This window comes from Leptospira dzoumogneensis, from assembly GCF_004770895.1.
Taxonomy (GTDB): domain Bacteria; phylum Spirochaetota; class Leptospiria; order Leptospirales; family Leptospiraceae; genus Leptospira_B; species Leptospira_B dzoumogneensis.
The window spans coordinates 187,447-208,907 of the sequence record NZ_RQHS01000005.1 but is presented as its reverse complement, the minus strand read 5'-3'; the positions used below and the strand labels follow the sequence as shown (position 1 = coordinate 208,907).

General features: G+C 40.9%; 19 protein-coding genes. 13 read left to right on the top strand and 6 right to left on the bottom strand.

All coding sequences use genetic code 11. From position 1 onward, the window contains the following. Positions 1 to 7: 7 nt before the first annotated feature. The gene (locus EHR06_RS02275) at positions 8 to 481 is read right to left on the bottom strand and encodes a HEAT repeat domain-containing protein (protein ID WP_135755528.1); all 474 of its coding nucleotides are present in this window, start codon (positions 479 to 481) and stop codon (positions 8 to 10) included. A gap of 102 nt (positions 482 to 583) precedes the next feature. On the opposite strand from EHR06_RS02275, the gene EHR06_RS02270 reads away from it, so the two are divergent. Then, the gene (locus EHR06_RS02270) at positions 584 to 1,744 is read left to right on the top strand and encodes an LptF/LptG family permease (protein WP_135755527.1); all 1,161 of its coding nucleotides are present in this window, start codon (positions 584 to 586) and stop codon (positions 1,742 to 1,744) included. Positions 1,745 to 1,821: 77 nt separating this feature from the next. Here the strand turns inward: EHR06_RS02270 and EHR06_RS02265 are convergent, their stop codons facing one another. Beyond that, positions 1,822 to 2,343, bottom strand: a complete 522-nt coding sequence (locus EHR06_RS02265) for a hypothetical protein (RefSeq protein WP_135755526.1) — start codon at positions 2,341 to 2,343, stop codon at positions 1,822 to 1,824. A gap of 331 nt (positions 2,344 to 2,674) precedes the next feature. On the opposite strand from EHR06_RS02265, the gene EHR06_RS02260 reads away from it, so the two are divergent. The 5 genes from EHR06_RS02260 (at position 2,675) to EHR06_RS02240 (ending at position 8,479) form a co-directional block, all read left to right on the top strand. After that, positions 2,675 to 3,406: an ABC transporter ATP-binding protein gene (locus tag EHR06_RS02260; RefSeq protein WP_135755525.1), complete on the top strand. Its 732-nt coding sequence runs from the start codon at positions 2,675 to 2,677 to the stop codon at positions 3,404 to 3,406. Further along, on the top strand, positions 3,400 to 5,742 hold the full coding sequence (locus tag EHR06_RS02255; protein WP_135755524.1) for an ABC transporter permease: 2,343 nt from the start codon (positions 3,400 to 3,402) through the stop codon (positions 5,740 to 5,742). Before EHR06_RS02260 ends, EHR06_RS02255 begins: the two co-directional genes overlap by 7 nt. Before the next feature lie 2 nt (positions 5,743 to 5,744). Next, positions 5,745 to 6,617: an efflux RND transporter periplasmic adaptor subunit gene (locus EHR06_RS02250; RefSeq protein WP_135755523.1), complete on the top strand. Its 873-nt coding sequence runs from the start codon at positions 5,745 to 5,747 to the stop codon at positions 6,615 to 6,617. 213 nt (positions 6,618 to 6,830) lie between these two features. Continuing rightward, the gene (locus EHR06_RS02245; protein ID WP_135755522.1) at positions 6,831 to 7,358 is read left to right on the top strand and encodes an LIC10415 family protein; all 528 of its coding nucleotides are present in this window, start codon (positions 6,831 to 6,833) and stop codon (positions 7,356 to 7,358) included. A 35-nt stretch (positions 7,359 to 7,393) separates the two neighbouring features. After that, the gene (locus EHR06_RS02240; RefSeq protein WP_135755521.1) at positions 7,394 to 8,479 is read left to right on the top strand and encodes an SH3 domain-containing protein; all 1,086 of its coding nucleotides are present in this window, start codon (positions 7,394 to 7,396) and stop codon (positions 8,477 to 8,479) included. A 49-nt stretch (positions 8,480 to 8,528) separates the two neighbouring features. On the opposite strand, the gene EHR06_RS02235 is transcribed toward EHR06_RS02240, so the two are convergent. The 4 genes from EHR06_RS02235 to EHR06_RS02220 form a co-directional block, all read right to left on the bottom strand. Continuing rightward, positions 8,529 to 9,632, bottom strand: a complete 1,104-nt coding sequence (locus EHR06_RS02235; protein ID WP_135755520.1) for an alkene reductase — start codon at positions 9,630 to 9,632, stop codon at positions 8,529 to 8,531. A gap of 132 nt (positions 9,633 to 9,764) precedes the next feature. After that, the gene (locus EHR06_RS02230; protein WP_135755519.1) at positions 9,765 to 10,871 is read right to left on the bottom strand and encodes a CapA family protein; all 1,107 of its coding nucleotides are present in this window, start codon (positions 10,869 to 10,871) and stop codon (positions 9,765 to 9,767) included. Further along, positions 10,868 to 11,953: an LIC_10091 family lipoprotein gene (locus EHR06_RS02225; RefSeq protein WP_135755518.1), complete on the bottom strand. Its 1,086-nt coding sequence runs from the start codon at positions 11,951 to 11,953 to the stop codon at positions 10,868 to 10,870. Before EHR06_RS02225 ends, EHR06_RS02230 begins: the two co-directional genes overlap by 4 nt. A gap of 145 nt (positions 11,954 to 12,098) precedes the next feature. Continuing rightward, on the bottom strand, positions 12,099 to 13,286 hold the full coding sequence (locus EHR06_RS02220; RefSeq protein ID WP_135755517.1) for an acyl-CoA dehydrogenase family protein: 1,188 nt from the start codon (positions 13,284 to 13,286) through the stop codon (positions 12,099 to 12,101). A gap of 153 nt (positions 13,287 to 13,439) precedes the next feature. On the opposite strand from EHR06_RS02220, the gene EHR06_RS02215 reads away from it, so the two are divergent. The 7 genes from EHR06_RS02215 to trpS all read left to right on the top strand — a co-directional run bounded on the left by EHR06_RS02215 (position 13,440) and on the right by trpS (position 21,439). Beyond that, positions 13,440 to 15,869 (top strand): glycosyltransferase family 39 protein, encoded by a 2,430-nt coding sequence (locus EHR06_RS02215; RefSeq protein ID WP_135755516.1) that lies wholly within the window; start codon positions 13,440 to 13,442, stop codon positions 15,867 to 15,869. Between the two features lie 12 nt (positions 15,870 to 15,881). Further along, positions 15,882 to 16,178, top strand: coding sequence for an LIC10362 family protein (locus tag EHR06_RS02210; RefSeq protein WP_100708960.1), 297 nt, complete (start codon positions 15,882 to 15,884; stop codon positions 16,176 to 16,178). 96 nt (positions 16,179 to 16,274) lie between these two features. Next, a complete protein-coding gene (locus tag EHR06_RS02205; protein ID WP_100722042.1) occupies positions 16,275 to 17,036 on the top strand; it encodes an electron transfer flavoprotein subunit beta/FixA family protein in 762 nt (253 codons plus the stop codon). An 11-nt stretch (positions 17,037 to 17,047) separates the two neighbouring features. Next, a complete protein-coding gene (locus tag EHR06_RS02200; protein ID WP_135755515.1) occupies positions 17,048 to 18,007 on the top strand; it encodes an electron transfer flavoprotein subunit alpha/FixB family protein in 960 nt (319 codons plus the stop codon). A gap of 32 nt (positions 18,008 to 18,039) precedes the next feature. Next, the gene (locus tag EHR06_RS02195; protein WP_135755514.1) at positions 18,040 to 18,630 is read left to right on the top strand and encodes a LolA family protein; all 591 of its coding nucleotides are present in this window, start codon (positions 18,040 to 18,042) and stop codon (positions 18,628 to 18,630) included. A gap of 2 nt (positions 18,631 to 18,632) precedes the next feature. After that, entirely contained in the window at positions 18,633 to 20,462 is a 1,830-nt protein-coding gene (locus EHR06_RS02190; RefSeq protein ID WP_135755513.1) for a hypothetical protein, read from the top strand. After that, complete coding sequence (gene trpS, locus EHR06_RS02185) at positions 20,459 to 21,439, top strand: tryptophan--tRNA ligase (RefSeq protein ID WP_135755512.1); 981 nt, start codon at positions 20,459 to 20,461, stop codon at positions 21,437 to 21,439. Before EHR06_RS02190 ends, trpS begins: the two co-directional genes overlap by 4 nt. Positions 21,440 to 21,461 lie beyond the last annotated feature (22 nt).

Here is a 21,461-nt window from a genome sequence, read left to right as displayed (position 1 = left end):
AAAAGGATTAACCCTTCAGCTTTTTAGTGAGAACGTTCAAGAAATCGGAAACAAACTCGTCTGATCTACGGTTTTTGTCCGCAAACTCAAGGGCTTCTTTCGCAGCGTCTTCCGCCTTCTCATTTTTGATCACGATGTTCAGAATAGAAACGAGAGCAGTATAAACGATATCTCCATTATCAGAGCTGATCACTTTGTTTTTCAAAGCGATTGTGGTATCGCCGGCTTCTCCGATCTGGCCCAAAGCAATCCCTGCAGGAACTGCAACTTTAGGATCGTTGGAGCGGTTCAGAAGATTGATCAATTCCGGAACTGCGGATTTTTCTTTTTTATTTCCCAAATAAAGAGAAGCTTCGATTTTTTCCTGATCGGATCCACTGGAAAGTGCCTTAATATGATCTTCCGTGCTTTTTTCGGCAGAAACCGAAACTGTAAAAATAAGAGTGGCGAGTATTGCGAACGTAATGGCGCTTTTTTTCATGATCTCCTCCTGTGACCGAGAAATCTTCCCTTAAGAGCCAAGATCGTCAACCCAAATAAATGGTTCGTAGGAATCGCTCGGCCTTTTGATGATGGATTCGGAATGCAATTCAGTCTTCCCGAAATCCGTCCCAAAGAATGGATCCATAGAATTAAGGAGGAATTTTTCCCTCCCAGGATCTTGGATAAGTACGTATTCTCGGAGTTTGTAAAAATATTTATCGGGGCTTTGGTCACTTTAGGATTTTTGGCCCTTATGTCTTCCTACAGCGATATCAAAGGGGACATGGCTTCCTCCAAAGGCGGGAAGATCCACGGCTGGCTTTTTATCCTATTCAGACTCCCCCAGATGCTCATCCAGTACATCATGAACATCGCAATTCTATTCTCCGTTTCCTTTACCGTGGGCCAGTTTTCGGCGAATAAAGAATTGGTGGCGATGATGGCCGCAGGAATCTCTTTCCGAAGGATTGTGACTCCTATCGTTGCATTCAGTTGTGTACTTTGGTTTGCCGCATTCTTCTTAAAACAAACCGTCGTGGCCCCTTTAAACGCAAGGGCAAACGAAGAGCATAAGATGTTAAAAGAAGGAGACCAAAACACATTAGTGGGAGTGGTCTACCAAAAACATTTCAAGGGCCAAGAAGGTTTTTATTATATTTATTATTACGATACGAAAGAAGAAGAGATCAAAGGTGGATTCAATTATATCTGCCTGACTCAGGAACAAACTCCTGATTATCTTCTGGTAGCGCAAAGAGCAAAGTTCGATTACCAAAAAGAAGTTTGGATCTTAAAAGGTGTAGAAGAGACAAAATTCGACGAAGAACTGCAAGTAGTTTCCGTTCAAAAATTCACGGAGAAGGAATACAAACTGCCTGAAAAGCCGGACTATTTCAAAAAGTTAAAAGGTTCCGTGGAAGAGATGAACTTCTTCGAACTTTCGGAAGAGAAAGAAAATCGGATCAAAAAAGGCTTATCATACGGAGATGTGGATATAGCAAAACATACATTATTTGCCGAACCTTTGCTAATCGTTGTCTTAACTTTAGTAGGATGTGCCAGTGGATTTTTTACCAAAAGAATGGCGATTGTTTCCTCTCTTGGTGTGAGTATTGGAGTAGCACTTCTTTATATGGTAATGGACCCTTCTTTCAAATCTTTAGGAGAGAACGAAGTGATCCCGATCTGGCTTGCGAGTTGGATCACTCCAATGTTATTCCTATCCGGACTATATGTAGTTTATAAAAGGCTCAAAGTCTGAACCAAATAAAAAGGCCCCCTGATCCCAGAAGGCCTTCTAAACTTTCTTCTTAAAAAGAAAATTTGATTTTTATAATATTATTTTCCACCCTTAGGGGTAACTGTCGCTTTTGGAACGATCACTCTTATATTACTCTTTTGGATCTTATATCCTCCGGAAACAGTAACGATCCCTTTGAATAGATCGGAAGTATCCGTAATTTTTGCCATGAACCAGCTTCCAGTCCTAGCTTCTTCCTTAGATTCAGGGGCTCTATATCCGTCTTCCGTTCCCATATCGAACATGATCACTTTTACACCTAACTTCAGATCTTTGTCGGTGGCAAGTCGGGTCATGTAGAAGTTTTTAGTCCAATACTTCTTACCGTCGGTCACTTGTAGGAATTCCCCTTCTCCTTTTGTTTTGGTGGCAGAGGCGGGAGTCATTTCCTTAGCGATATATACATTGATATAAGTTTGGTCGTTATATTCTTCCCTGGAAACAAAATAGTCGTCCGGCTGGATGTAATGATCATCCTCTTCCGCAAACAAACCTATCGGTAATAAACTGAGACAAAACGCAACAATCGCAATCACTCTAAATACATTTCTGTTTTTCATTCCTAAACTCCGTGAAACCTGTTCATTCGCGGAAATAATTTCCGTTTGTGAATAATTTATTGCATATTAAAGATATAGTTATTTTAGTCAACGCTTCCTACGGAAAGACCCAGTCTGATTTTGCAAAGTTTTCATTTCGTTATCTAAATTTTTTTAGATCGGATAGTCTTAGATCCCTAAAAAAAGGATAAATTACATTCTGAAAAAAGACCGACAATCCTCTAAAAACAGGGTTAGATCCTCATGGAAACTTTAGAAAGTATTAACATAGATCAATTTCGTTCCTGAAAATTTTATTTTACTTAGGTTATTAAATCTAAATCATCCTTTTATGAAAAAATTCGGAAAAAACGATCCGGAAGATCCGGTCTTTGAAACCGTAAAACTAGGCAAAATTTATGATATGGGCCAAGTGAAGGTTCCTGCTTTGACCGATATAAACGTTCGATTTTTTCGATCCGAATTTTCAGTTCTGTTAGGACCTAGTGGCAGCGGAAAATCCACCTTATTGAATATATTAGGAGGGTTAGATTCTCCTAGTTCCGGAGAGATCCTTTTTAACAAACGACCTTTGCAAGCGGGGCAAAACGAAGATCTCACGGAGTTCAGAAGAAAATATGTGGGATTCGTATTCCAATTTTATAATTTGATCCCTAGTCTAACCGCCGAAGAGAATGTGAAACTAGTTACTGACATCTCTGATAATCCAATGTCCCCTTCCGAAGCGTTGGAACTAGCCGGCTTAATGGATAGAAAAAATCATTTTCCTTCTCAACTTTCCGGAGGAGAACAACAAAGAGTCGCGATCGCAAGAGCTATAGTCAAACGCCCTGAAATACTTCTCTGTGACGAACCTACAGGTGCCTTGGACTTTAAAACCGGAAAGATCGTATTAGATGCAATATCTAAGATCAACAAAGAGCTGGGCACAACTACTATCATAATCACACATAATGTAAGCATCGCTTCTATAGCGGATAGAGTTGTGGAAATGAGGGACGGATCTATAGTATCCGACAAACCTAATCCAAATAAAGTCTCCACAGAGAAACTTCATTGGTAAAGGTCCTAGACAAAAAAGTCCTTAGGGAATTATTGGCCTGGAAATCCCAAGCTATTACGATCACATTGGTGATCGCTTCCGGCATCGCGGTCTATTTAACTTCCTTAAGCGCCTATGATTCCCTTCTAGTCTCCAGAAATAATTTTTATGCGGAATATTCTCTGTCCCAGGGTTTCGTTTCACTCCATAAGGCGCCTGAATCCGTAATTTTAGATATTTCTAAAATACCCGGAGTATCGTATGCGGAAGGAAGGATAATTAAAGATATAGTTTTAGATTTTGAATCCGAATCTATTCCGAGCGGCGGCAGAATAGTCACCCTAACGGAAGGTTTAAACCGTTTGGCATTATTACAAGGAAGGCTACCTCGAGAAAAAGACGAAACTGTGATCAGCGAGGCATTCTCCTTAGCGAATCGATTGGAACCAGGTGCCAAACTCACTGCAGTTTTAGAAGGAAAGAAAAAAGTACTGACCATCTCCGGGATTGCGCTTTCACCGGAATACGTGTATGTTTTTCGCCCGGGTGGATTTCTACCGGATGACAAACACTACGGGATCTTATGGATGAAAAAAGAAAGTGTAGAAGAGATCTTCGATATGAGCGGAGCAGTAAACGATATCATATTCGATTTTGCTCCCGCCGCCGAAAAAAACTCGGTGCTCAAGGAAGTGGATCTGAAACTCGCCACATTCGGCGGCTTAGGTTCTTATGACAGGGATAAACTTCCATCTCACTCCTTTCTGAGAGACGAATTCAAACAATTAAGAACGACTGCATTCTCTATTCCAATGGTATTTTTGGGAGTAGCAGCCTTCCTTCTCCATATAGTTTCATCCAGAATGATCGCTAAACAAAGAGAACAGATCGCAACGTTAAAGGCGCTGGGATATGGTGATCGAAGTATCGCTTTGCATTATTTAAAGATAATATTATTTGTGTGCCTCATAGGTTCCTTTTTAGGGATCATATTCGGATACTATTTGGGTACACAGATGGTGGATCTATACGGAGACTATTACAAATTTCCGAACTTAAAATTCCTATTTGATCCAGTATTGGCGATCCAAGGGGTATTGATCGGAATAGTTTCGGGAATGGCGGGTTCTTTGTTATCGATCCGAAAAGCTACTTCTCTCCAACCTGCGCAAGCAATGAGACCACCCTCTCCTGAAAATTTTTCCACAAGTTTTTTGGAAGAGTATTGGAAGGATCTTCCCGTAATATACAGGATCGCCATCCGGAATCTAGTCAGAAGGCCGGGAAGGACCTTACTATTCGTATTAGGAGTTTCTTCTTCCGTAATGATCATGATCCTGGGTTTGTTTTCCAGAGACACGATGACTTCCATTCTAAAAATACAATTCGAAGATCTGCAAAGGGACACAGTTACATTAAATTTTCAGAATTCGATCTCGTCCGATTCTATTCTGGAATTAACAAAGAAGGAAGGGATCTTATTGGCGGAAGGTTATAGGGCAGTACCTATCCGTATCCGTTACGGAAATTCGAGTAAGGAGATCGTTCTAACCGGAATGCCGGTAAATTCCTATCTCCGAAGATTGATCGACGAAAGAGGACAAAATGTTCCTGTACCGGAAGATGGGATCCTTTTAAATTCCGGTTTGGCTCAAAAATTCGGGATACATAAAGGTGATAAAATACAACTGGAAGTATTAGAAGGGCAAAGGATCAAAACAGAAGTCGAAGTAACCGGAGTCATCAACGAAATATTAGGACAGGGAGCTTATAAGGAGATCCAATCCTTAAATCGATTGTTAAGGGAAGGAGATCAGGTAAATATTGCCGCGCTTTGGACGGACTCCTCCAAGGAAGAATCTTTATTGAACGAATTAAAATCCTATCCGAAGATCTCAGGAGTATCCACCCGAGCAAGAACCTTAAAAATATTTTATGAATTGATGTCCAGAAGCGTATTAACTACATCCTTGATTATAATGATTTTTGCATGTATTATTTCTGTCGGGGTGATCTATAATACCGCATTGATCTCGCTTTCAGAAAGGGCCTTCGAATTAGGAAGTTTGAGGATCTTAGGTTTTACTAAAACGGAAGTTTTTATAATATTATCCGGAGAATTAACCATCGTGATCTTAGCTTCCTTGCCTCTGGGTTGTTTGCTCGGTTATTTTTCCGGATACGGGATATTAAGCACGGTGGAAACGGAGGGATTCAAGATCCCTTTATTCATTTCTCCGAAAACGTATATAATTTCTATCTTTACAGTTATAATTACGTCTGTATTTAGTTTCTGGATACTTTACATTAAAATAAGATCATTAGATCTGATCTCCGTATTAAAGGTAAGAGAATAAAAATGCAACTTAAGGAAATCTTATTAAACTTATACTCTAACAAGATCGCCAGGTTCTCGGCAGTCGGCGTTTTGTTACTCCTGATAGGCTGGTGGATCTTCCGCCCGAAACCTGTACAAGCGGATATTGGAAAAGTAATAAAAGGAACTTACCAACAGATCGTGGAGGAGGAAGGAACCACTAGAGTAAAAGAAAAATTCACTCTCTTCTCCCCGGTAAATGGAGTACTCCAAAGAATTGAAAAACATGTGGGAGAAAAAGTAGATAAAGGAGAAACTATTGCAGTCGTTCGGTGGGATTATGATAGAAAAATAAAGTCGCCGATCACAGGAAGTATTCTATCCATCCAAAGAGAAAGTGAAGGTCCTATTGCAATGGGAGCGCCTATTTTAGACATAGGCAATACTTCTTCTCTTGAGATCGTATGCGACGTGCTTACTCAAGACAGCACACATATCCACCCGGGAGACCCGGTTTTGATCGAAGGATGGGGAGGAGAACCCATCCAAGGAAAAGTCAAATTGGTGGAACCGGCTGCCTTCACTAAAATATCCTCTTTAGGCGTAGAAGAACAAAGGGTCAGAACTATTATAGATATTACCCCTCCTAAGGGACTAGGGGATTCTTTCCGCGTCCAAGCCAAAATTATTTCCTTCAGCAAAGATAATGTGTTAATCCTGCCGACCGCCTCTCTATTCAGAGAAGGAGAGAATTGGGCCGTTTTTAAAGTGGTAAAGGGTAAGGCACAGAAGACTAACGTGAAGATAGAAGCAAGAAGCGGAAAGTTTTCCCTTTTAACGGAAGGTCTTCAAGAAGGAGATGAAGTAGTCTTATATCCGACCGAAGAGATACAGAACGGAAAAAGAGTGAAATAATCCAATAGAACCTATTCGGATTTTTTTCTGAAAAAACTGAATATTTCGAAAAAAAATTCATTGGTTCTCTAAAGTTTGTCCGATACTTAGTACAGATATGCCTAGGGAGTAACCGCTTAGATGCGACATAAACTCTTTGGAAAATGAACAATCGGATTTATCTGCCGATTTTCCAAAGTTTTCGCCGGATACACCGAAAGGAGGGTAAAGAACATGGACGTTCAACTTACGAATCTAGTCTCATCAGCAGAGAAACTTCTCCGCGACAAGAGATCTTCCGTTCCAGGAAGAACGGGAGTGCCCTCGGAAGCCCAAAACGCAGCCGACAAAACCGAGTTTTCTAGCAGCCTGACCTCTAGATACTTGAAAGTTCAAGAAACCTTGGGGAATCTCCAAGAACAACTTTCTAAAGAACAAATGAAACTCGGAGTATTGAGCGAAGAAAAGAACACACCTAAAGAAGAACTGATCAATGTCCTTTTCGGTGAAACTCCTTTGTTCAGAGAATTGGTGGAGAACCCAAATCAGGATCTAAACCAATTGAGAGAACAGGTCCAAGTGAAGAAGGACCAACTAATGGATTCTATACGCAAATACGAAGTTGAATCCGAGAATGTGCTCTCCGTCGGAATGCTTAAGAACCCTGAAAATTTCCGGAAATCGATCGAAAACCTTTCCGGCAAAGATATTCAGATGAAGCAGCTATCCGAGAAAACGATAGAAAGACTGATCCAAGATTAAAAAGCTCTTGCGGGCCCGGATCTTAAAACGATGCTGTGGCTGCAATGGCGCTTAAATTCCGGATCTTATTATTATTACTTCTTCCCCCATTGTATCTTTCTTTGGTCGCTCAGACCTCAGATCCATATCACTATGTTCTAATCACATCAGGCGTGTTAAACGTTAGGGAAACTCCTGAAAACGGAAAGATCATCTTTACGTTAAACAGGGGAAACAAGGTTAAAATCCTTCCCGATGAAACAAAAGGCTCGATCGATTGGAGCAAGATCAAAACAGAAGACGGTAAAACAGGTTTTGTTTCCAGAAAGTATTTAGGACTCACACCGCCGGACACATTAGATGAATATAAATTGATCGGGTTCGTTTGGTCCGGATATGATCCAAAGGATCTTCCGATCTTTGTTCCACTCGCATTCTTCAGCCAAAAAGGTTGGCAAGAAGCAAAAGACGAATATGAATTCGATTATAAATTCAGAAGTGGTGTGAATACTTCTCTTCCTTCTTTTTCATTATTAGAAGGAGATAAGGGACCTTCTTTCTCTGCGGCATCCCCTAGTACGTATGGATGCCAAGAACTCCCGGCATTAAAAGTAAAACCTACAGGAGATGTGAAAGCCAAAAAAGATTGGTTGGTATATTCTCCGGATCTAAAACTACAATCTATTCCGCTCCAAGAGCTGGCTAAAACGGATCCCGATTATACTCTTTTCAAAAATTTAGCGGAAACAACTTGGAAAGCGAGAGGATATCCCGAAACGGAATGGCTTCATTCTACAATGGAAGAAGTTTATTCTTTCAAAAATAATAAAAAAGAAACCTTTCTCTCCGGCAGGATCACCTATCGCAAAAAAGGCGCAGAAAGAAGATATCTCTATCTGCTTGGGCGCAAATTCGGAACGGACAAAGTTCTGATCTCTTACGAAAAGTCCGAAAAACTCACGGAAGAACTAGGATTTTACGGAGGTTCTTTCCATTTGATAGGAGTGATCTATAGGGAAGAAGATCCGGTTCCTATATTATTATTTACTGATATAGGTTACGACGCTTCCGTTAAGTCCTTGTATGAATTAAAGAACGGCACATTGCAGTTCTTATTGAGGGGTGCCGGGGACGCCTGTTAACCTTCTTCTTTTCCCGCCGCTGATACAAACGGCGGGATTTTGATCTTTCTTAAACCTTAGAAAGAGAAGCCACAGGATAATCGGTATATCCTTTTTCTCCCGGAGTATAAAAGGTAGAAGCATCCGGCTCTGCAAGAGGGATCCCCTTCTCCAATCTTTCCACTAGATCCGGATTCGAAATAAAGTTACGACCGAATGCGATCAGATCCGCGTTCTTTTGCTCCAGATCGGAATTCGCACGTTCAGGATCATATCCGCCTGAAAGAATATAAGTCCCGTTCGGATTTTCGGATTTATAAGATTCTCTGATCGAAGTAACCACAGAATCAGTCGGTTTAACAGCTCCCATGGAAGAATGATCCACAATATGAATATAGACCAGTCCCAATTTTCCGAGAGAAGCAGCCAGATCTTTGTATTGTTCTTCTATTTCATTATGAATTTCTAAATCGTTGAAAACTCCGTAAGGAGAAAGTCTGATCGCTACTTTATCCGCTCCGATCGCCTTTACAACTGCAGTGGCAACGTCTACAGCGAATTTGTTCCTATTCTTCCAATTTCCGCCGTATTCATCGGTTCTATGATTTGCACTTGGATGTAAAAATTGTTCTATCAAATATCCGTTAGCACCATGAAGTTCCACTCCATCGAATCCTGCTTTGACCGCATTCTCCGAAGCTATTACATATTCTTGGATGGCAGCTTGTATATCTTTAGAGGTCATTTCTCTAGGAGAAGAATAAGATTGGTTCCCTTCTGCGTCAGTCCAAGTCGTCCCTTTCAATCCGATTGCGGAAGGTCCTACTAATTCCGCACCTTTAGGCAAGTTGAGACGATTTCCCACTCTTCCCGAATGCATTAGCTGCACGAATATTCTACCTTGGTTTGTATGCACCGCATCAGTTACCTTCTTCCAACCCTGGACTTGTTCTTCCGAAAAAATTCCAGGGATCCTTGCATATCCTAAACCGTTGGGAGAAGGAGAAACACCTTCCGTAATCAATAGGCCAGCGCCTGCTCTTTGGGAATAATATTCCGCCATCAAATCGTTCGGAATATTTCCGATCGCTCTGGATCGGGTCATAGGAGCCATAACGACTCTGTTTTTTAGCTTATTCTTTCCTAATGTATATTCGGTAAATAATAGGTTCATTTCTTTCCTCGGATCTTAGACGGGAAAATACTTTATGAGTGAACCTTTTTTATATAAAGTGATAGGAAAAGATAAGAAGAAGGTCCGAGATTTCCCGCCGACCCAGGTTCAATCGGCGGCTCGCAACTGTAATTAAGGACCGAGTAGATCTACGGTATCTTTGTAGAATTGTTTCATTCTTTGGTAAGAAGTTTCAGGAAGTTTTCTTTCCTGATCATTATTTAAATATTTTTTAACAGGCAATAATCTGAACTGGGTTCTCGCTCCGGTCCTGTCTATATAAACCCAAACAGGCTCGTAAGCTATATCAAAAATATTTAATTTATCATTCTCTTTAGATAGGGAGAACTTTAGGATAAGTCCCCCGTCCACATAACGTCTGTCCTGTCCGGAGATAAAATTACCTAAAGAATAAATATAAAATCTTTCTTTTGAGATCCCGAATTTATCCTTAATCGTTTTTTTACCGAATTTTTGGAGAGTGTGAGGATGCCCTCCCAAGACTATATCCGCTCCGGAAGAAAATGCATGGTCTACCATCTCTACTTGGAAAGGGTCAGGCTGGTGCAGATATTCCGTTCCGTAATGATACATTACGATAATTGCATCCGGTTTGGATTTTTTTGCCAGAGCAATATCGGAAGCTATCTGGTCCTTATCTATCAGATTGACCACAGTACCTGCAGGGATTTCCAAGCCGTTGGTTCCGTATGTATAATCTAAAAATGCAAGATTCAGATTTCCTACAGGGACAAATAATATTCTATTTTTTTCATATTCTTCTTTGTCCTTATAAGTCCCTAAATGTTTCAGACCCAATTGATCCAAAACGGAAAGAGTTCTTACGACCCCCAATCTTCCCTTATCGCAAGAGTGATTGTTCGCGGTAGAAAGTACATCGAAGCCTATATCCTTGATCGCTTTCGCAAGAGAATCCGGAGCTCCGAATTGAGGATAACCCGTATATTGTTTTGGATCTCCCGGAAGAGTGGTCTCTAGATTTCCGACTGCAAGGTCCGCTTCCGAGATCATGGAAGATACCTCTTGGAATACTTCGTCGAATTTCCAGCAGTCACATTCTTTATCGTAAGCTGTATCTATCTGAGTTTGGTGAGACATGATGTCTCCCACCGCAACAACTCTGACAGAGTCAGTTGAAGAACCGGTCTTAACATTCTGAGAAGAACAAGGGACTACAAAAAATGTAAGCCCCAAACAAAAGATACAGCTTCGGATCATTTTTTAGGTTCCGGAGGCAATGCTTCTATCAAGGAAAATCCTTTTACGATAGGTTTGCGGTTCCGAAGAAGTATAGTCGTATATAAAACATTCTCTTTGGTTAACCAAGTCTTCAGATTATCCAGAGATTGGATATTATAATGAAAAGGGAACGCTGCAGGAAACATCTCCCCATCCGGAAATCCATACACCTTAGCGCCTTTAGTTACAGTGCGGATCACTATAGTTCTGGAATCTCCATACAAATTCAGAAAGTTCTTTCTCATTCCTTCCGGATATCTGAAATATTCTTCCGCATTAGAAGTATATAAAATGCGGATCGGGATCTCTAATTCTTTTGCCTTTTCGGAAATAGAATTTATGGTCTTATCTCCCAATAAATTCCCGTCGATCGCGATTATTTTTCCTTCTAAGATCAGATTTCTTAAGTAGTCATAATCCTTTGTATCATTATGGAATGAAGTAAATTCAGGATATACTTTAGAGATCTTATGTAAATCTCCTAAACGTTGAGGAACAGCTCCCTTCCTAAGAGCGATTTGATAAGACTTTAGAATTACTTGATATTCCGGATCATTCGAAAATCTTTTTTCTATAATGGGAAGGACATCATTCTTATTTTTAGGATCCCAAAGTTTTTCATACTCGGGATAAGTAGGGGAAATTTCTATAAAATGAAGATGAAGTCGATTAATAGAAACTGTTACAGGATCAAAATCGAAAAGATAAGCGAATTCACTTCTTGCCCAGGCGATCAAAGTTAGATTCTGATCCGTCCCGACTCCCATATAACCGCCGCCTAAACCCACTACTCTGGATTTAAACAGGTCCAATCTTCTTTCATTGGAAGAAGGATAATGTTCCGCATGAAGATGACGATCTGCCGGAGGAGTGTCGATTGCAGCAAGTTGCAGGCCTTCTCTAGTTAATGAAGCCTTTCTTCCGAATACCGAATGATCTCCCTGGCCTTGGCCGGCAGAACAATCTATAAGATAGAAGACCGAACAAACGAATAAAACCGTTAAGAATAGATTTCTTTTATTTTTGTTTAAAACGACCGTCTTAGGTCCTTTTTTTCTCATGAAATTTCTGCATCCCCTGGGCGCTAATGCCCTTGCAGACAGAACTTATTAAACGGCTCTTATACGGGAAGAACTTTACGAAGCGAGGATTTAAAGCCGGGCCGTCTTTCTAAAAGAACGACCCGAAGACTCTGAAAATTTTCGATTACATTCCGGAGCTTGCATATAACTTCTTCAGATCAGCAGCTATATTCTTTTGCATTGCTTCGTTTGTTCCGCCTCCGATAGAAAGCAGGATCGCATCTCTATGTAATCTTTCTACAGGGTATTCTCTACAATAACCGTAACCGCCTAGGACCTGGATTGCGTTCCTAGAAACTCTTTCCGCCATTTGGGTAGATACTAATTTTGCAGAAGCAGCTCCTAATGAGTTGCGGTTTTCAGGATGGATCTTAGAGGCAACATCATAAACCAATGCTCTTGCGGCTTGGTAATCCGCATAAGACTCTGCGAGCAATCTTTGGATCTGTCCGAACTCTATCAGTTTTTTATCGAAGGCTTCTCTATGAAGAATAGAATATTCGCACATCACATCAATACAACGTTTTGCAATCCCTAAAGACTGAGCGGCGAGAGTTACTCTTTCAATCTCCAAGTTTCTCATCATATGAGTTAAGGCACCGTCTTCGGCACCGATCAGATTTTCTGCAGGCACTTCTAAGTTTTCGAAAATCAATTGGGTGGTAGGAGAAGACCTCATTCCCATCTTCTCTTCTTTTTTGCCGAAACCGAATCCTGGAAAAGAGCTTTCTACTATAAAGGAAGTGGTCCTGCGAGAGTCTTTACTGGTTTTTGCATATACTAAGAATACCTGACCTACGATACCGTTCGTGATAAACTGCTTTCTGCCATTTAACACGAATTTGTCGCCTTTACGAGTCGCAACAGTCGTCATTCCCAGAACGTCCGTCCCTGCTCCAGGCTCCGTCATTCCCATTCCACCGACCCATTCTCCGGAGAGAACCTTAGGCATATATTTTGCTCTTTGGGAAGGATTGCCGCTATGATAGAAATTGTTTACGAAAAGTACTTCATGAGCTAAATATGATAGAGTAAATCCAGGATCATAGGCGGAAAATTCCTCATGTATGATCACACTTGCCACAGGGTCTAATCCCATCCCTCCGTCTTCCTGAGGAACAGTGACACCGAAGATCCCTAATTCGGCCCCTAATCTGCGAAACAGATCCTTATTAAAGGATTCATCGTCGTCATGGTCCTTTGCTTGTAGATCCAAATTTTCTTTCGCGAAAGCGCTTACATTTTCTCTCAAAGAAAGATGATCATCGGTTGGATTATATAGATCTATTTTTTTTTCTTGGATTCCCTTCATTCTAATTCCCTATTCAGTTTCAACTTAAGTATTTGAGACCCACTGTAAATTGCAACGAGTTACTGAACTTAACTACATTAAAGAAGTCCAAAATCTTGATCAGCAAATACAAGCTTTACAAATCGAGTATAAGATATTATTTCGTATTAGGCAGTGATTTCCTTGGTAAATTTCTTATTTTTTTTAGGCATCATCCTAAATACTTATTTTATATCGGTCATTCTTCATAAAAAAGGACTCCCACAACCCTTATCCAGAAACTTAGTCTCCCTCACCCTCTCCATTTTAATCGCAGGATCCATTTCCCTTCTTTTAGTTTCATTCGAGTCTTACAAAATCCTTTCTGTGACATTGATCCAACTTTTAGCTTCCGGATCGTTCATCGGATATATATTCTTTCACAAGATCGATCTTCTATTAAACCCTATCTCCGGCTGGGACAAATCAGGAAATTTATTTACTAATATCATTCTTGTATTGCTGCTCCTAAGCGCCGGAGCGATGTATTCTCTTTTTCCTATCGAGTATATTAAGGGAGATAGAGACCATGGAGTTTATATAGTTTTTGGAAGTCAGATCCAGAAAACGGGAGGTCTAAATTTTAACAATTTCCGTTACCAGGAGCTGACCCAAATTTTAGGGAATAATATCATCCAAGGGTATCCTGCAATCGAATCCGATCATTCTCCATTGGTCCCAATCGGCTCTCTTTCTCCACGCTTCTATCCTCTCTTCCCTACTTATTTAGCCTTATCCGTCGATTTATTCGGGTTAGATGCGATGTTCCGAGTGAATTCGATATTTGGAGTATTATCCTTAGTATTTATATTTTTGATCGTGAAAAAATGGATTGGGCCTTGGGGAGCATTGGTCGCAGTCTTTTTCTGCGCATTCAATCCGGCCCAACTCTGGAACGTAAGAACAACTTTATCAGAACCATTAGGTCAATTATTGATCTTATTCTCTTCGTATTTAGCTCTTTATTTTTTCCATAAACACAAAGGATGGATGGTTTTTGCAGGCGGTATATTAGGGCTAAGCAGCTTCAACAGGATAGATAGTTTAATTTATTTTCCTGCGATTGTGATCTTCGTAGGTTATTTATTATTTTTAAGAAAGAGATCTCTTCAAAAAGGTTTAAACTTTCTCTTGGGATATTCTGCCATTTCAATTTTGGGAGTTCTCTACGGCTATATCAATTCCAAACCTTACATAATCGATCTATGGAAAAGTAATCAGTTATTAAAACTAACATTATTCTGTATTTTTTCTTCTATCTTGTTATCCGCTTTATTATTCTTTTCCAATTTAAAGACTGGAAAACAATCGATCGAATTGTTTAAGAATGCGATCCTGAAGAATAAAACTCTGCTGAGAATTATTTCTTTCTGCTTCTTCTTTACGTTAATTGCATTTGGGCATTCTATCCAACCCGTAATTAGCAATACGGATACAATCAGCGATTTTGCATATTTTAGAAAGAACGGATTCCTATTCTTTTTATTGTATGTTCCTTTGATCCTGGTATTATTCGGAATTAGAGGATACGATCTACTAGTATTTCGAAAACAGTTTTCCGGTTCTTTGGTGTTTCTATTATTAGGGACCCTTCTATCCTTCGTTTACTTTTACGATCCGAGTATTTACCCAGATCATTTCTGGGCATCTAGGCGTTGGGTATTATTTCCTATTCCATTCGCATGTATCATGGGAGTCGTCGGTCTATATTCGTTACCGATCAAAAAACAAACAATTAGATCGGCGCTAATCGTCGTAATTATTGCAGGTTATATATATCATCTATATAACAGAGACAGATTAATATTCTTTGAAAGAATGTTATCCGGCTACTCGGAAGAATTCGAAAGACTATCGACCTCTCTTCCAAGTGAAAAGGCGATTTATTTTACTAAAAAACAGGACCTTGCCAGCCCTCTTCACTATTTAAGCGGAAAGGAAACATATCTCATCCGCAAGACCCGTCCTTTTTTAGAAAAAGCGAATAAACTCATCGAATCCGGCTGGAATATATACCTGATCGATGAAGACTTCAATTTGGAAGACGGGCCTGTTACTTTAGAAAAAGTAGATAAGATCAGCTTGGAAGGAAATTATCCTATAGATACCGTAAATCGTTATCCGGATACACTTATATATAGAGGAATATTCTTACAGGTTTATAAACTAGGAGCAAGTTCCACATCGGCCCAGGATAAGAAATCGATCTTTATAGACTCTTCTCAATTTACGTATAAGTTAAAGACGGTAAAATCGGAACGTAAGAACCAACCGACTATTTACGAAGAATTGAAAGCTTACGATCATTATATTCCAAAAGATCCTAAGGGAAGGTTTCGGGCTGAATTCGAAGGAGAAATCCTAGACCAAGCAACCTTCAGTGTAACTGCTAATCAATCTACTTCTATGATCTTTCCTGAATCTCCGGGAATCGGAGATTCCAAGAAGATGAGGATCGAATTCTCGGTGGAAAATCCGGAAACAGACGATGTACAGATCAGATTCCATACCAAAAAGGACAGACAAGTTGTTTTAAAGTCCCTGCAATTATCTAGAATTCCCTGAACGAGGATCAACATGCTGTATTCTGTCGTATTAACTTTGATTTGCCTTCTCGCCTTGGTTCTAGCGATCCGCAATCTAGGAAAATTTCCCAAAAGTTTAGAAGAGATCCGCTCGGAGATCGAGGCCTCATTCGCTACCCCTTTTAGCGGAAAGTCTTGGATCTGGTTCTTATTTCTGATCAGCTTTTTCCTTTTACCGTTTTTCTGGGGCCTAACCTTCTTCCTTCAATCGGATGCGAATGTGTTGGTTATCATTTTAGGATTATTTTGGATCTATTTTTGGAGCAGAACACTCATTCTGTTTCGATAGGCTAGATTTCCCGAATACGTGCAAAAAAGTAGTTTGCATTCAAGCTTTTCAGAAATTTCGTGTTTATAGCCCTATTTATTTGGAGAACGAAAGTTCATGAAGATCATCGTTTTAGTGAAACAGGTGCCTGACACCGAAACGAATATCAAAGTCGGGGACAAGTCCATCAATGAAGCCGGAATTAAATGGATTATCTCTCCGTACGACGAATTCGCAATTGAAGAAGGACTTAGATTACGTGAAAAAAATGGTGGAGAGGTTATTGCAGTCTCTCTAGGACCAGATCGCGTTCAAGAGTCTTTACGCCAAGCATACGCAATGGGAGCGGACCGTGCCGTTCAGATCAAAGTGGACAATTACGTTCCTTTCGACACCGTTTTAACCGCAGAATTGATCGCAAATTTCGCGAAAGCTGAAAATGCAGATATTATCATCGGCGGACGCCAATCTATCGATAGCGATAGTTCCCAAGTAGTGATCCAAGTTGCAGAAGGATTAGGAATCGCTCATATTTCTTTCGCAGTTAGTTTAGAGATCAGCGGAACTTCCGTAAAAGCTACTAAAGAGGTAGAAGGTGGAACCCAAGTTGTGGAAACCAGCCTACCAGTAGCAATCACTGCTCAAAAAGGATTAAACGAACCTCGTTATCCTAACTTGAAAGGTTTGATGGCAGCTAAGAAGAAGCCTATCGAAACCAAAACGCCTGCAGATTTAGGAAATCCTGCAAGCAAGATTGAAGTAGTAGGATTGGAGCCGCCTCCACCTCGTATTCCTGGTCGTAAGCTGGAAGCAGCTGACGCAAAAGGTTTCGCAGAGCAACTTGTTAAAGCTCTTCGCGAAGAAGCTAAGGTTATCTAAGGAGAACACCCGTGAGCAACGTTTTAATCGTAGGCGAACTCAAAAACGGAGAACTCAAAAAGATCTCCAAAGAAATCACTTCCGCTGGCCGCAAAATTGCGGACGCACTCGGAGGAAAAGTTACCGCTCTTCTCATCGGATCCGGAGTTGAAAAATTCGCAGGAGACCTGGGAGCAGTCGGAGCAGACAGCATAGTTACCGTAAATGCAGGAGACTTCAACGCAGAAACTTGGGCGAATTTAGTAGCCGGAGTTATTAAGGAAAAAAATCCTTCTGTAGTTTTAGTTCCTCACACTTCTCAAGGAAAAGATTATTCTCCAAGAGTAGCTGTAAAAGTAGGAGCAGGGATCGTAGCGGATGCAGTAGGTCTTTCAGTAGACGGCGGAAAAGTAGTGGCTAAGAAGCCGATCTATTCCGGAAAAGCATACGGTAATTTCAAAATTACCAGCCCGATCGCTATCTTCACTGTTCGTCCAAACTCTCAAGAAGTAGTACAAAAAGCCGGGGCAGGAGCTGCTGAAGCTGCAAGTCCATCCGCAGGAGACGCGAAAGTTAAAATCGTTTCTTCCGATCTAAGCGGCGGGAACAAGGTTCAATTGGCAGAAGCTTCTATCATCGTATCCGGCGGACGCGGAATTAAAGGACCTGAAAACTGGCCTGTTCTCCAAGGTTTGGCGGACGTTTTAGGCGCAGCTTTAGGAGCTTCCCGTGCTGCGGTCGATGCAGGCTGGATTTCTCATAGCCATCAAGTGGGTCAAACTGGTAAAACCGTTTCCCCGAACTGCTATATCGCATGCGGAATTTCCGGAGCGATCCAGCACTTGGCCGGAATGGGCTCTTCCAAGTATATCGTGGCTATTAACAAGGATGGAGACGCTCCAATCTTTAAAGTAGCTACCTACGGAGTCGTAGGAGACCTTTTTGAAGTCGTACCGGCTCTGACCGACGAGTTTAAAAAAGTACTTGGATAATTTCGTCTAATGAAGCCATAGTAGGAACGATTATGGCTTCATCCAAGGGTATATTATCCTTTTTGGGTGCCGCAGTTCTACTGGTCTGCGGCACTTCTATTTTATCCGATCCTGGCAAGGAAAGGTTAAGCGGCGTCATCGGAAAGATGGCCGAAATTTCCAGTTTTCGGGCGAGTATTACGATCAATAACGAACTCACCGGAACTCTCTCTTATCAAAAACCGAATCATATACATGTGAAATTTTCCGATGGGAGGGTGATTGCCTCCAACGGACGTTATCTTTGGTTTTATTCCCCTTCCAGAGGAATTGTAGGAAAACAAGACGTAAAAGGTATGACCGGCGGAATGGCCGGCCTACTCTCCGGATACGAAGAAGTAACTCCAGTGGGAGGTTCACTTCGACTAAAATCCGCGACAAGGACTTACGAAGAGATCGTAGTCACCTTAGGTCCGGATAATACTCCTCGTTCTCTCAGAATGAAGAGCAGATCCACCGGAGAATATACCTCCGTAAGTTTTTCCGGAGTCCAAACAGGTATAGGTTTACCTGCGTCTCTCTTCAATTTCGGAGCACCTGCAAACGCGCAAATTGTGGAGAACCCGCTTAACGAGAGGGAATAAGTTTGTCTACTTCTCGCACAGACGCCCATAAGGTTTTCGCAGACCTCTATCGAAAGACACGTTCTCCGGAACACCAACAGAAGATAGACGAAGTCATACAAAAATCGAACGATATATTTATACGAATCGACTTGATGAAAAAAGTCGACGAAGAGTTCGAACAAAAGAAGAAAGAAGAATCAGGCAAAAGACCGGAAGAAGAGGACAAGTCTTCTAAAACATCTCAGTCTTCCTCTTCTTCCAAGACAGCACCTAGGCCCGTAAAAAAACAACAGGATGCCGGAGCAGGACTCGGATTTCTCGCTAACCTATTCGGTGGAAATGCGAATATTACGAAATTTGCAAAAGACACCGGAACAGTCGAAGTCGGTTTCTTAGGAAGAAATTCAAAGATCGCTCCTTCCGTAGAGAGATTATTCAAAGCATTAAAAGAAGATCAGATCATCTCCACATTACAGGCTCTCAGACTTGCGGAAAGCCAAGGCTGGAGACATTGGAGACCTTTAGTTTATAATGTGGTCTTGAATTTTAATAAATTCTTTAATAATTTCATCTCTTTGGACTCTCTTTTTATAGATGAAATTTCACCGGAGATCTTCTTGAACAGATCCTTGAAGATGCAGATGTATTACGCGCGCCATCTTTCCAGGAACGACGCCAGAGATATTATCCTAGGCCATGTTCCTGAATTAGTGAAGAAGGACGAAAAATTATCCGTAAAACTTCCTTCCATCATCTCCGGATTGAATTACGGATTAAATCTGGAAAACGGAAGACCTAAACTTACGGACGCGATCCGAGCATTCTATGTTGTTTCCAACAAAAAAGTGATCGGCTGGGAAGAAATATTAGATTCTTTGAATGTTCCTCCGATTAACGAGACCAAATTCCAAGGATCTCCCGATATCACCAAAGAAGTGGAAACAACATTGATCAAATTGTCGGATGATATTCTGACAAGAATGAATAAGAAAGAAGAGCTGCACGGCTTAAGACAACGTTATTTCAAAATAGATGATAACGGAAAGATCTCTTTCGATTTCTTAAACGGGGTTGTGGACGATTATTTCGCCCATCATATGCCTGAGAATATGAACTCGGCCGCGTTCAAGTCTTCCTACAAAGGAATGCCTCATAAGCTGATCCATATACTTCTTCGCGACTTTCAATCTTGTTACACTCCTATTTTAGAAGGGACAGTCAAGATTGGGACCAAAAATCATAATAGGGACGTATTGGTTACCCAACCTGGTTTATTCAAAACTGAGATAGAAGAGATCAATAATCTTCTCAGACAATTGGATGCATTCAATAAGAAGTATCCTAGCTTTCAGTATACCTTCTCCAATTTTAACCAAAACACTTCCGGCGGATCCGTAGAAGACCAGATCACGGTAAACTTATTAAGATTACTTTCGGAAGCTTCCGCATTTATGGGAAAATTCGCCGAAAAGATCAACGTATTGGTCGAGAACCATCTATTAGCAAAAGATTATGAAGCCAAAGGACAATTGAACGAAAGAGTCCTTGCTTCCAAAGAAAAAGTATTGGAAGAAGTGAAAGTACTTCACCGATTTATACCGTATTATGATTCTACGATGGTTTCCGGAAACCGTTTGAATAGTAAAACTTTGGAATATGTTTTTGTGGATATGGCCCAGTTATTATTTAACTATGCGGTCATCTATAAAGACAAGTTTACCGTAAACAAACTGACCGCTCACAGAAAGTTGGATGCAGAACTCAGCGCCTTAAAAGCAGAGTATGAACGTCTTTCCGGAAAAACTTTCGACGATCCGCAAAACCGATTCGCTTCCTCGGAGGAACAATGAGGATATTGACCGGGGTACAACCTTCTGGTAAATTACATTTAGGAAATTACTTCTCCGTTATACGCAAGTTAGTCGATTACCAAAACAAGTCCGATCTATTTTGTTTTGTAGCTGATTTGCACGCACTAACCACCTTCAGTTCCGCGAAAAACCAAACAGAAAATACTTATGATGCTGTTTGCGATTTTTTAGCATTAGGGATCGATCCGGACAAATGTGCATTCTGGATCCAATCAGAAGTTCCGGAAGTCACCGAACTTACCTGGTATTTGAGCATGTCCATCACAGTTCCTAAATTGGAATTGGCTCATTCATATAAGGACAAGGTCGCTAAGGGGATCGTTCCAAGCGGGGGACTTTTCTTTTATCCGGTATTAATGGCAGCAGACATTCTCGCATTTAACAGCGATAAGGTGCCTGTGGGAAAAGACCAAAAACAACATTTGGAATACGCAAGAGATATAGCGGAGAAGTTTAACTCCCAATACGGAGAAACTTTCAAACTTCCCGAACCTGAAATAGACGAAGAGACCGCGATCGTGCCGGGAGTGGACGGCGCTAAAATGTCCAAGTCTTACGGAAATACGATCAACTTTTTCGATGATGAGAAGAAGTTAAAAAAATCAGTAATGGGGATCGTGACCGACTCTGCAGGAGTGGACGAGGCGAAAGATTATGAGAAAAGTATAATATATGCGATCCATTCTCTTTTCTTAGATGGATCCGCCAAAAAAGATCTACAATCCAGATTTACAAATCCGGGAACAGGCTACGGAGATCTTAAAAAAGCATTATTAGAGACTGTCTTAGATTATTTCGGACCTTACAGAAAAGAAAGAGAGAAGATTGCAGCAGATCCTGCGTATGTAAGATCCGTCATGAAAAAAGGATCCGACAAAGCAAGAGAGGCTTCTTCTCAAATCTTAGATAATGTAAGAGGAAAACTAGGCATCGGGATCTCTAAAGTTTCCGTTTAAAGTCAAATTTTGCAGCGGAATT